Annotated in this window: 11 protein-coding genes; 6 read left to right on the top strand and 5 right to left on the bottom strand. The window is 55.6% G+C overall.

Annotation, left to right across the window (positions count from 1 at the left end; translation table 11 throughout):
- Positions 1-128 precede the first annotated feature (128 nt).
- A complete protein-coding gene (locus HV477_RS12440) occupies positions 129-1,772 on the top strand; it encodes a methyl-accepting chemotaxis citrate transducer (protein WP_001620698.1) in 1,644 nt (547 codons plus the stop codon).
- Positions 1,773-1,795: 23 nt separating this feature from the next.
- Here HV477_RS12440 and tusA read toward each other — a convergent pair whose 3' ends face one another.
- Positions 1,796-2,041 carry a sulfurtransferase TusA gene (gene tusA, locus HV477_RS12435; RefSeq protein ID WP_001541054.1) on the bottom strand — a complete coding sequence of 82 codons (246 nt, stop codon included), beginning with the start codon at positions 2,039-2,041 and terminating at the stop codon, positions 1,796-1,798.
- Between the two features lie 169 nt (positions 2,042-2,210).
- Between tusA and HV477_RS12430 the strand changes: the two genes are divergently transcribed.
- Both HV477_RS12430 and HV477_RS12425 read left to right on the top strand, forming a co-directional pair.
- Positions 2,211-2,876, top strand: a complete 666-nt coding sequence (locus HV477_RS12430; RefSeq protein WP_001519906.1) for a 7-cyano-7-deazaguanine/7-aminomethyl-7-deazaguanine transporter — start codon at positions 2,211-2,213, stop codon at positions 2,874-2,876.
- A gap of 72 nt (positions 2,877-2,948) precedes the next feature.
- A complete protein-coding gene (locus tag HV477_RS12425; RefSeq protein ID WP_001245277.1) occupies positions 2,949-3,506 on the top strand; it encodes a DcrB family lipoprotein in 558 nt (185 codons plus the stop codon).
- Between the two features lie 3 nt (positions 3,507-3,509).
- On the opposite strand, the gene HV477_RS12420 is transcribed toward HV477_RS12425, so the two are convergent.
- Positions 3,510-4,769, bottom strand: a complete 1,260-nt coding sequence (locus HV477_RS12420) for an MFS transporter (protein WP_077906106.1) — start codon at positions 4,767-4,769, stop codon at positions 3,510-3,512.
- An 89-nt stretch (positions 4,770-4,858) separates the two neighbouring features.
- Between HV477_RS12420 and HV477_RS12415 the strand changes: the two genes are divergently transcribed.
- From HV477_RS12415 to nikR, 3 genes are all read left to right on the top strand, one after another.
- Positions 4,859-5,908, top strand: a complete 1,050-nt coding sequence (locus HV477_RS12415) for an AI-2E family transporter (protein WP_000179589.1) — start codon at positions 4,859-4,861, stop codon at positions 5,906-5,908.
- Between the two features lie 51 nt (positions 5,909-5,959).
- A complete protein-coding gene (acpT, locus tag HV477_RS12410; RefSeq protein WP_000284366.1) occupies positions 5,960-6,538 on the top strand; it encodes a 4'-phosphopantetheinyl transferase AcpT in 579 nt (192 codons plus the stop codon).
- 90 nt (positions 6,539-6,628) lie between these two features.
- Positions 6,629-7,030: a nickel-responsive transcriptional regulator NikR gene (gene nikR / locus HV477_RS12405; RefSeq protein ID WP_001190057.1), complete on the top strand. Its 402-nt coding sequence runs from the start codon at positions 6,629-6,631 to the stop codon at positions 7,028-7,030.
- Between the two features lie 89 nt (positions 7,031-7,119).
- Here nikR and HV477_RS12400 read toward each other — a convergent pair whose 3' ends face one another.
- Genes HV477_RS12400 through HV477_RS12390 form a run of 3 tightly spaced genes read right to left on the bottom strand, consistent with a single transcriptional unit; the run spans position 7,120 to position 12,049 of the window.
- Positions 7,120-8,244, bottom strand: a complete 1,125-nt coding sequence (locus HV477_RS12400) for an ABC transporter permease (RefSeq protein ID WP_001214755.1) — start codon at positions 8,242-8,244, stop codon at positions 7,120-7,122.
- Positions 8,244-10,985, bottom strand: a complete 2,742-nt coding sequence (rbbA, locus tag HV477_RS12395; protein WP_079898871.1) for a ribosome-associated ATPase/putative transporter RbbA — start codon at positions 10,983-10,985, stop codon at positions 8,244-8,246. Before rbbA ends, HV477_RS12400 begins: the two co-directional genes overlap by 1 nt.
- Positions 10,982-12,049 (bottom strand): HlyD family secretion protein, encoded by a 1,068-nt coding sequence (locus tag HV477_RS12390; protein ID WP_000359837.1) that lies wholly within the window; start codon positions 12,047-12,049, stop codon positions 10,982-10,984. Before HV477_RS12390 ends, rbbA begins: the two co-directional genes overlap by 4 nt.
- Positions 12,050-12,180: the final 131 nt, after the last annotated feature.

Raw genomic sequence — 12,180 nt, 5'->3', positions numbered from 1 at the left:
CGCGAAAATCATTTATTTTCTATTACTTATCAAACCATTAATCAGAAATAGCGCGATTTGATGTAAGGTTAATTTTTATCCAACCGATATTGATCATACCGTCTACAAAATAAGGAATGTTAGGCACTATGAAAAATATCAAAGTCATCACCGGCGTTATCGCGACGCTGGGCATATTTAGCGCCTTATTGCTGGTGACAGGAATACTGTTTTATTCCGCCGTCAGCAGCGATCGGCTGAATTTCCAGAATGCGAGCGCGCTGAGTTACCAACAACAGGAACTGGGCGGCAGTTTTCAGACATTGATCGAAACCCGCGTTACCATTAACCGCGTGGCGATACGCATGTTAAAAAATCAGCGCGATCCCGCCTCGCTGGACGCCATGAACACGCTGTTAACCAACGCTGGCGCGTCGCTCAACGAAGCGGAAAAACATTTCAACAACTACGTGAACTCCGAAGCGATCGCGGGAAAAGATCCGGCGTTGGATGCCCAGGCCGAAGCCAGCTTTAAGCAGATGTATGACGTTTTGCAGCAGTCTATCCACTATCTTAAAGCCGATAATTACGCCGCCTATGGCAACCTTGACGCGCAAAAAGCGCAGGATGACATGGAGCAGGTATATGACAAGTGGCTCTCTCAAAATGCGCAATTAATAAAATTAGCCAGCGATCAGAATCAGAGCAGTTTTACCCAGATGCAATGGACGCTGGGGATAATTCTACTTATCGTACTCATCGTGCTGGCGTTTATCTGGCTGGGGCTGCAACGCGTTCTACTCCGCCCGCTGCAACGGATTATGGCGCACATTCAAACGATCGCCGACGGCGATCTTACCCATGAGATAGAGGCCGAAGGACGCAGTGAAATGGGCCAACTGGCCGCCGGTCTTAAAACGATGCAGCAGTCGTTAATCCGTACCGTCAGCGCGGTGCGCGATAACGCAGACTCTATCTATACTGGCGCAGGCGAAATTTCCGCCGGTAGCAGCGACCTCTCTTCCCGTACCGAACAGCAGGCCTCGGCGCTGGAGGAGACCGCCGCCAGCATGGAACAGTTAACCGCCACGGTACGGCAAAACACCGATAACGCACGACAGGCGACGGGTCTGGCGAAAACCGCATCAGAAACCGCGCGTAAAGGAGGACGCGTGGTGGATAACGTAGTGAACACCATGAACGATATCGCCGAAAGCTCGGAAAAAATCGTGGACATCACCAGCGTGATTGACGGTATCGCCTTCCAGACTAATATCCTGGCGCTGAACGCCGCGGTAGAAGCCGCCCGCGCCGGCGAACAGGGGCGAGGATTCGCGGTCGTGGCCGGAGAGGTACGCACGTTGGCCAGCCGTAGCGCGCAGGCCGCCAAAGAGATCAAAGTGCTGATTGAAAACTCCGTGTCGCGCATTGATACCGGCTCTACGCAGGTACGCGAAGCGGGAGAAACCATGAAAGAGATCGTTAACGCCGTGACCCGCGTGACCGATATTATGGGCGAAATCGCCTCTGCCTCCGATGAGCAAAGCAAAGGCATTGAGCAGGTGGCGCAGGCGGTATCGGAAATGGACAGCGTGACGCAGCAAAACGCCTCGCTGGTAGAGGAATCCGCAGCAGCGGCGGCAGCGCTGGAAGATCAGGCTAACGAGCTTCGTCAGGCGGTCGCCGCGTTCCGCATCCAGAAACAGCCTCGTCGGGAGGCGTCGCCGACGCCGTTAAGCAAAGGTTTAACGCCACAGCCCGCCGCAGAACAGGCGAACTGGGAAAGCTTCTAATCAGAATGCTATCTGCCGTGCGGTTAATGCGCTTTACGCAATAAATAGCGGTACGGCAGACCCTCCGTCTCTTGCGCCAGCAAATCGTGTTCCATAAAGGTACAGAACCCCGGAATATCACGCGTTGTCGCCGGATCGTCGGCGATAATCAGCAATGTTTCGCCAGTTTGCATGTTGCGCACCGTTTTGCGCACCATCATTACTGGTTCAGGGCAACGCAGCCCCAGGGCGTCAAGCGTATGGTCAGGGGAGGAAAACAGATCGCTCATCTTCGTCTCAATGGTAGAAAAACGGCGATATTTTACGCCCATCTTCGTCAGTAAGCCAGGCAGGTTAACGATTGCGTGAAAATTAGCCATTGCAATGCCAGCGCAAAACAGTATTATGCGGCGGTTCTTTATTGGGTTCCCTCACCCCATCCAACAAAAAGGTCACAATATGACTCCGTTTACACAATCACAGCGCGTAAAAGCGTTGTTCTGGCTATCGCTATTCCATTTACTGGTGATCATTTCCAGTAACTATCTGGTGCAGCTCCCCATCACTATTTTTGGTTTCCACACGACCTGGGGCGCGTTTAGTTTTCCTTTTATTTTTCTTGCCACCGATCTTACCGTGCGTATTTTTGGCGCACCGCTGGCGCGCCGCATTATCTTCGCCGTCATGATCCCTGCGCTGCTGGTGTCGTATGTGGTGTCATCGCTGTTCTATATGGGCGCCTGGCAAGGTTTCGCCGCGTTGGCGAACTTTAATCTGTTTGTCGCCCGTATCGCCGCCGCCAGCTTTATGGCCTACGCGCTGGGACAGATCCTTGATGTCCATGTGTTTAACCGCCTGCGCCAAAATCGTCGCTGGTGGCTGGCGCCGACCGCTTCAACGCTGTTTGGCAATATCAGCGATACCCTTGCCTTTTTCTTCATTGCGTTCTGGCGAAGCCCCGATGCCTTTATGGCCGAACACTGGATGGAAATTGCGCTGGTGGATTATTGCTTTAAGGTGCTCATCAGCATTATTTTCTTCCTGCCGATGTACGGCGTTCTACTGAATATGTTGCTGAAAAAGCTGGCAGATAAATCTGAAATTTCCCCATTACCGGCAAGTTAAAGGTTCGTTTTCCGAGTTGTGATAAGATGAGCGAATGAGCCGTTATGGCCGTTTATCGAAAGGAAGAAGTCAATGCGCAATTTGGTTAAATATGCCGGTATTGGCCTGCTGGTTATGGGGCTTGCAGCCTGTGATAACAACGATACAAAAGCGTCGGCAGAAAGCGCCGCCGCAGAAAGCCAGGCCTCCGGCCAGCCCATCAGCCTGATGGATGGCAAACTCAGTTTCTCGCTGCCGGCGGATATGACCGATCAAAGCGGTAAGCTGGGCACCCAGGCGAATAATATGCACGTTTATTCTGACCCGACGGGCCAGAAAGCGGTGATTGTTATCGTCGGCGATAATACCGATGAAGCGTTGCCGGTGCTGGCAAACCGCCTGCTTGAGCAACAGCGTAGCCGCGACCCGCAGCTTCAGGTGGTCACCAATAAGTCTATTGAGCTCAAAGGCCATACGTTGCAACAACTGGACAGCATTATCTCCGCGAAGGGCCAGACGGCGTATTCTTCCATCGTGCTGGGCAAAGTGGATAACCAATTGCTGACGATTCAGGTCACGCTGCCTGCGGACAATCAGCAAAAAGCGCAAACCACGGCTGAAAACATCATCAATACGTTGGTTATTAAGTAACCTTTACGACGATGATGCGGCCTCCGGCAGTGCAGACGGAGGCCGTTTTTTTAAGCGCCAGGTCAGCAATAGCGCCATCGCTACCAGCCCGGCCGCCGCCAGATAAATCACCGGCACGCCCGCCCAGGTCATCACCAGCCCTGCCAGCGGCCCGGTAACCCCCAAAGACATATCCATAAAGACGGTATAGGTCGCCAGCGCCGCGCCCTGGTTCTGCGGCGGCACGGCTTTGACGGCCACCACGCCCAGCGCCGGAAAGACCAGCGAAAACCCCATCCCCGTGAGTAAAACGCCGATTTTTGCCATCCACGGCATGGCTGCCGTCCCCACCAGTAACAGACCAATAATCTCCACGCCAAAGCAGATCATGGCGACATTTAACCCGCCTAAGCGATTGATGCCGTTAGGGAACAGCAAACGCGTGCCGACAAACGCGACGCTAAATAACGTGAGCGCAAAAGCGGCGCCATCCCAGCCTTTAGCATCATAAAATAAGGTAATAAACGTCGCGATGACGCCAAACCCTGCCGAGGCCAGCGCCAACGCCATACCATACAGCCAGACACGCCCCAGCACCGCGCGAAACGGCAGCGGCTTGCCTTTGTTCGCCTTCACCGACGGACGTGGAAGCGCTAACAGTATCGCGAACAGCGCCACGCCCATCACCGTTAGCGCCAGTCCCTGTAACCCGCCCCAGGCATAACACAGCACGCCCAGCGGCGCGCCCATCGCCATTGCGCCGTAGGTGACGATACCGTTCCAGGAGATGACCCGACCAATATGCAACGACCCGACGACGCCGACGCCCCACAGTGTCGAACCGGTGCCGGCAAAACTTTGCCCAATCCCTAAAATCACGCGACCCAGCCCCAGTAGCAACAAACTGATCATCGGCCAGGCGCTGGCGATATCCGCCAGCAGGTAGCCGAGTCCGCTTAAAAAACAGCCGCATAAGCCAAAGACAACGATTTTTTTCGGCCCTAATACATCCGCATACCGCCCGGCATGGGGACGGCTTAACAGAGTGGCGAAGTATTGCAGGCTGATAATAAGCCCCGCCCAGAACGCGCTGAATCCCATCGCATCATGCACATAGCCGGGCAAGACGGCGAGCGGCAGGCCGATGGTCAGGTAGCTGGCAAAGTTAAACATCACAATGGAGACAATACGCAGATTGAGGCGCAATCCGTTTAGCGCCGGTTCAGCGACGGGTTCGGGCATGAGTATCACCGCATTTTTACAACATGTTTTCTTTTCTATCATGGCGCGCGGTGAAAATCAGTAGTGAGATTCAGATTATCGGTATCAGGGCAGCCGCTACACTTAGAAAAAAACACAACAAGGAAAACTTCATGGCAACCGCTCAACCCGACAAAACGGGTATGCATATTCTGCTGAAACTGGCCTCCCTGGTTATTATTCTCGCCGGGATTCATGCCGCGGCGGATATTATTGTACAACTCTTGCTGGCGCTCTTTTTCGCCATCGTTCTTAACCCATTAGTGACCTGGTTTATTCGTCGGGGCGTGAAGCGACCACTGGCGATTACTATCGTGGTGGTCGTCATGCTGATCGTGCTTACCGCGCTGGTGGGTGTACTTGCCGCATCGCTTAATGAATTTATCGCTATGCTGCCTAAATACAGCAAGGAGCTGACGCGTAAAGTCTTACACCTTCAGGAGTTAATGCCCTTCCTGAATTTACATATGTCGCCGGAACGTATGCTCCGCGGGATGGACTCCGATAAAATCATGCTCTTCACCACAACATTAATGACCGGCGTATCGGGCGCGATGGCAAGCATTGTGCTGCTGGTGATGACCGTGGTTTTTATGCTGTTTGAGGTGCGTCACGTGCCTTATAAATTACGTTTCGCGCTAAACAATCCACAAATCCATATTGCCGGCCTGCACCGCGCCCTGAAAGGCGTCTCGCATTATCTGGCGCTGAAAACGCTGCTCAGTTTATGGACGGGCGCGATTATCTGGCTGGGACTGGCGTTAATGGGTATTCAGTTTGCGCTAATGTGGGGCGTACTGGCCTTTTTGCTCAATTACGTTCCTAATATCGGCTCGGTGATTTCCGCCGTTCCCCCCATGATTCAGGCGCTGTTATTTAACGGTTTTTACGAGTGCGTACTGGTCGGCGCGCTCTTTTTGGTGGTCCATATGGTGATTGGCAACATTATGGAGCCACGCATGATGGGCCATCGTCTGGGAATGTCCACGCTGGTGGTATTTCTTTCGTTATTGGTCTGGGGATGGCTATTAGGCCCGGTCGGGATGCTCTTGTCCGTTCCTTTGACCAGCGTCTGCAAAATCTGGATGGAAACCACTAAAGGCGGCAGCAAACTGGCGATCTTACTGGGGCCAGGCCGACCGAAAAGCCGTTTACCGGGATGAGGCGACAGATGCTACAATCTCCTCTTCTTCATAGGCAACGTTGGTCCTGATATGTACCAGATCGTTCTGGGAAAAGTGTCAACATTAAGCGCAGGTCAATTGCCCGACGCGTTAATCGCTCAGGCGCCGCAGGGCGTTCGCCGGGCAAGCTGGCTGGCCGGGCGCGTGCTGCTTTCCCGTGCGCTCTCGCCGCTACCGGAGATGGTGTATGGCGAACAGGGTAAACCGGCTTTTTCCGCCGGAACGCCGCTGTGGTTTAACCTCAGCCATAGCGGCGACACTATTGCTCTGTTGCTTAGCGACGAAGGTGAAGTCGGCTGCGATATTGAAGTGATCCGCCCGCGCGATAACTGGCGTTCGCTGGCAAATGCGGTATTCAGCCTCGGCGAACATGCTGAAATGGAAGCGGAACGTCCGGAGCGACAACTGGCGGCCTTCTGGCGTATCTGGACGCGTAAAGAAGCCATCGTAAAACAACGCGGCGGCAGCGCCTGGCAAATCGTCAGCGTGGACAGCACGTTGCCCTCTGCCTTGTCGGTCAGCCAGTGTCAGCTCGATACGCTCAGTCTGGCAGTCTGTACCCCCACACCGTTTACGCTGACGCCGCAGACGATAACAAAAGCGTTATGACACATTAATTTTCCCTCTGGCGGCGGACGTGTGTTACAAAATGCGGAGCTTCCCATGCGCCGACGCGCCATACCAAAAGGTTTAAGTCAGATGCAACGTGTCACCATCACCCTCGATGACGATTTACTGGAAACGCTGGACAGCCTGAGCCAGCGACGCGGCTATAACAATCGCTCCGAAGCGATCCGTGATATTCTGCGCGGCGCTCTGGCGCAGGAGGCCACCCAGGAACACGGTACACAGGGTTTCGCGGTACTTTCATATGTTTATGAACATGAGAAACGGGATTTAGCCAGCCGCATCGTCTCCACCCAGCATCATCATCATGATTTATCCGTCGCCACGCTGCACGTCCATATCAACCACGATGACTGTCTGGAGATCGCCGTTCTGAAGGGCGATATGGGCGACGTACAGCATTTTGCCGATGATGTTATCGCCCAGCGCGGCGTGCGCCACGGCCACTTGCAGTGTTTGCCGAAAGAAGACTAACGCCGGGGGCGCTTCGCTTGCCCGGCCTACGCTCGCACGTCTGTCGTTTGTAGGCCGGATGAGGCGCAGCCGCCATCCGGCAATAATGTTTACGCCATCGTGCCAATCGTTTTTCTGAAGCGTAACAGCGCTATCAGGAAGAACACGCCGCCTATCGCCAGCAGGGTCAGGAACTGCGGCCAGACGATACTCAAACCTGCGCCGCGATAAAGAATAGCCTGGGCAAGACTGACAAAATGCGTCGTCGGCATGGTCAGCATAATATCCTGCACCGCCTGCGGCATACTTTCACGCGGCGTGGAACCGCCGGAAAGCATTTGTAGCGGCAACAGCACCAGAATCATTAATAACCCCAGCTGCGGCATCGAACGGGCGATGGTGCCCATAAAAATCCCAATTGAAGTGGTGGCGAACAGACTCAGCGCTACGCCCAACATAAACAATGGGATCGATCCTTCAATCGGTACGCCAAGTACGCCTTTCACCATCAGCATCAAAGACAAACCGGAAACCACCAGCACGACCAGCCCCATCGACCACACTTTTGCCATCATGATCTCAAAGGGCGTGACCGGCATCACTAACAGATGCTCTACCGTACCGTGTTCTCGCTCGCGGATCAGCGCCGATCCGGTCAGCACTATCGCCAGCATGGTAATGTTGTTGATAATCGCCATCACGCCGCCAAACCACGCCGGGTCCAGATTCGGGTTAAAGCGCATCCGAATTTCCAGCGATACCGGCTGAACGCTATCTCCCCGCGCGCGCGCCACAAAGCTGTTGACCTCGCCGCTAATAATATTCTGGATATAACTGTTGCCGGTAAACGCCTGGCTCATGCGCGTCGCATCGACGTTAACCTGGATATCAGGCTGACGTCCGGCCAGCACATCACGCTGGAAATTCGGCGGAATATTGACCGCAAAGGTATAGCGTCCGGCATCCAGTCCGGCATCCATTTCCGTTGCCGTAATCATCTCCGGCGGCAGAAACCACGGGCGGTAAAAACTATTCACAATACGGTTAGACAACTGCGACTGATCCATATCGGCGATGGCGATAGGGGCAAGATGCAACGAACCGGGCAGGACGGTAGCGGAGGAGTAAACCGAAATCGTAAAGGCGAAGACGATCAGCGCCAGCATCGCTTTGTCGCCCAGCAGACTGCGCAGTTCTTTAACGCCGAGGTTATAAATATTACGTAATCCGCGCATTACCCCTCCTGTTTTTTCAGCAGCAGAATGCTCAGACCCATCACCACCGGGACGGCAATCAGTAACGGCATAAATAACGGCCAGAGATCGGACAGATCCAACGCTTTGGAAAACGTCCCGCGCGCGATCGTCAGAAAATGGCTGGTCGGGTAGATCTCGCCGATCCATCTTCCCGGTCCTTCCAGCGAAGCCACCGGATCGATCATGCCGGAAAATTGTGTTGCCGGAATGAGGGTAATAATCGATGTCCCAAAAATAGCGGCGATTTGGCTCTTCATAAACGTGGAGATCAGCAGCCCCAGACCGGTGGCGATGATGACGTAAAGTAGCGCCGCGAGGGTAAGCGTGAGAAAGCTGCCTTTCAGCGGCACGCCGAACACAAAGACCGACAGCGCGCACAGTAGCAAGAAGTTCAGCATACCCAGCGCGATATACGGCAGTTGTTTACCCAGCAAAAATTCGCTGCGCGTCGTCGGCGTTACGTACAGATTAATTATCGACCCCAGCTCTTTCTCCCGCACCACGCTCAGGGCGCTAAGCATTGACGGGATCATCATGAGCAGCAGCGGAATGACCGCCGGAACGATAGCGGGCAGACTTTTCACATCCGGGTTATAGCGATAGCGCGTTTCAATGTTGAGCAGCCCGGTCTGTTTAACCGGGTTCGGCTGACGACTTGCCGCCTCCTGCAGCCAGCTTTGGTGCATCGCCTGAACGTACCCCTTCACCGTCTCGGCGCGGCTGGGCATGGCGCCATCCACCCAGACGCCAATCTGCGCTGGCGTACCGCGAGCAATATCGCGGCCAAAATTAGGCGGGATCTCAATGGCAACCGCCAACTCTCCCGAACGCATCCGCCGGTCAAGCTCGTCATAGCTGGCGAGCGGCGGCTGTTCGATAAAATAGCGCGATCCCGCCAGATTGAGCGACCATGCCTGGCTGCTGACGGTTTGATCGCGATCGAGTACGGCAAAACGCAGGTTCTCCACGTCCATACTGATGCCATAGCCCATAATCAGCATCAGAATTACCGTTCCCAGCAGCGCCAGCGTCGAGCGTACCGGATCGCGGCGTAGCTCCAGCGCTTCGCGGCGACTGTAGCTGAACAAACGCCGGAAGCTCAATCCCTGCCGCGACGGTTTACCTGACGCGGCGGGCGTCTGGGATGGCGGTATTGGGGTTTCAGGCGCCGCTCCCGCAGCTTCCTGTAGCCAGGAAATAAACGCCGCCTCCAGATTGGCCGCGCCCCGCTGTTGCACCAATTCCTGCGGCGTACCGCTGGCAAGCACTTTACCGGCGTGCATCAATGACATTCGGTCGCAACGTTCCGCTTCGTTCATAAAATGGGTCGAGATAAAAATCGTCACCTTATCCTGACGCGAAAGATCGACCATAAGCTGCCAGAACATATCCCTGGCGACCGGATCAACGCCGGACGTTGGCTCATCAAGAATCAGCATTTCCGGGCGATGGATCACCGCTACCGCCAGCGATAAACGCTGGCGGATACCGAGCGGCAACGAAGCGGGGAGCGTATCTTCCACCTCCGTTAGCATAAAGCGTTCGATCATCTGCGCGACGCGCGCCGGGATCTCCGCTGGCGGAATATGAAACAGGCGGGCATGAAGTTCCAGATTCTGCCGCACGGTGAGTTCGTTATAGAGCGAAAAAGCCTGCGACATATACCCGACCCGGCGACGGGTGTCGATGTCGTTCGGGTCTACCGGCTGGCCAAATAGCCAGGCCTGGCCTTCGCTGGCGGGAAGCAGACCGGTCAGCATTTTCATGGTGGTCGATTTGCCGCAACCGTTTGAACCGAGGAAGCCAAAAATCTCGCCGCGCGGAATACGGAAATTAACATGGTCAACCGCGACGAACTTACCGAAACGCATGGTCAGATCTTTCGCCTCAATGGCAATCTCTTCCTGCTCAGCGTGATACGGCGGGATCACCACTGGCTTATGCGCCTGGCGCTGCGCTTCTGGCAACAGGGCGATAAACGCCTGTTCCAGCGTCGCGCTATGGGTTTCTGCCCGCAGTTGCTGCGCGCTGCCGGTTGCCAGTATCTCGCCCGCATTCATCGCCACCAGCCAGTCAAAACGCTCCGCCTCTTCCATATAGGCCGTTGCGACCAACACGCTCATATTGGTCTGCCGTTGGCGGATACTGTCGATTAAGTCCCAGAACTGAGCGCGGGAGAGCGGGTCCACGCCAGTGGTAGGCTCATCAAGAATCAGCAATTCCGGGTCATGAATCAGCGCACAGCACAGCCCCAGCTTTTGTTTCATCCCACCGGACAGCTTCCCGGCAGGACGGTCACGAAACGGCGCCAGGCCGGTGCTGTTCAGCAGCTCGGTAATACGCGCTTCGCGTTCAGCTTTGTCATGACCAAAGAGACGAGCGAAAAAATCGACGTTCTCATAAACCGATAGCGTGTGATAAAGGTTTTTCCCCAGCCCCTGCGGCATCCAGGCGATGCGCGGACAGACGTCGCGGCGATGTTTCGCATCGCGCATATCGCCGCCCAGGACGATAACGTTCCCTTGCTCAATCACCCGAGCGCCAGAAATCAGCGACAGCAGGCTCGACTTACCCACCCCGTCCGGACCAATCAGCCCGACCATACTACGGGCGGGAATGTCCAGCGTGATATTGTTCAGCGCGACCGTTTTTCCGTAATGCTGGCTCACCCCCTCAAGCTGCGCCACGGGAGGAACAGGCACCAGCGTCAGCGACGTCATTGCGACAGCCTCACGTTCAGATCGTCAGGCCAGGGCACGCGCTCATCCAGACGAACCCAGGCCATTCCCGGCAAACCGGTTTTGACATATTCCAGATGCTGTCGCAACAGCTCTGGCGGAATACGCGCTTTGACGCGGAACATCAGCTTCAGCCGTTCATCGTGGGTTTCCACGGTTTTGGGTGTGAACTGCGCCACGCTGGCGACAAAACTGATCGTCGCCGGAATACGCAGATCCGGCGCGGCGTCCAGCACCAGTCGCGCTTCGCCGCCGATCTTCAACAACCCCGCCTGTTCGGTTGGCAGGAAAAATGTCATATAAACGTCGCTGAGATCGACCATGTTCAACACCCGGCCGCCAGCCGATAACACTTCGCCCGGCTCCGCAACGCGGTACTGCACGCGTCCATCGCGCGGCGCTTTTAATTCGCTGTCGTCGATGTCGGCGACAATACGCCGCTCGGTCGCCTGCGCCGCTTCCACGCGCGTTTGCGCCTGGATAATACTAGTACGCGCCGCCTCAATCGCCGCTTTTGCCGCAGATACCTGCGCTTTGGCGGTCTCCAGGGCGGCGCGCGCGCTTTCCGCCGCCGCGCGATCGTCATCTAACTGTTGTACAGATACCGCGCCACGCTGCGACAGCGAACGGGAACGCACGTGACGTTTAGAGACGGAGTCCAGCTCAGCTTCCCGCTGTTTGACGACCGACTGCGCGGCGCGCATTTCACTCTGGCGTTGCTCCAGCAAGGCACGGGCGGCGGCAACCGCGCTTTCGGCTTCTTTGATTTGCGCGATCGCCTCCAGCCGCTGCTCCTGCAATACGCGGGTATCCATTTTCGCCAGCACCTCGCCCTGACGAACGAACTGCCCTTCCGAAACGAGGATGGTATCAATACGCCCGGCAATCTTAGTGGCAATATCCACTTCGGTGGCTTCAATTCTGCCGTTGCTGGCGGCAAATCCCTCCGGTATTCCCGCAGGGCGCAGCATCCACCAGGCTATCGCGGCCACCGCCACAAGAATCCCCGCTCCCCACCACACCAGATGACGCTTCATTTTGTCCATAATCGACCCGCCGTAATCCCTGTTGTCTAACCATGCGTGTCACAAAGTCCGCCGGGCGTGCGCTCAGCGGGGGTTTCCATTCGGGATAAGAATGAAAAAAGAAAAGGGGCCAGACGACGAACAGACGCCGA

The sequence above is a fragment of the Salmonella sp. SG203 genome (assembly GCF_013350575.1).
Lineage (GTDB): Bacteria > Pseudomonadota > Gammaproteobacteria > Enterobacterales > Enterobacteriaceae > Salmonella > Salmonella enterica.
Note: the sequence above shows the minus strand (reverse complement) of the source record. Positions and strands in the feature narration are given on the sequence as shown.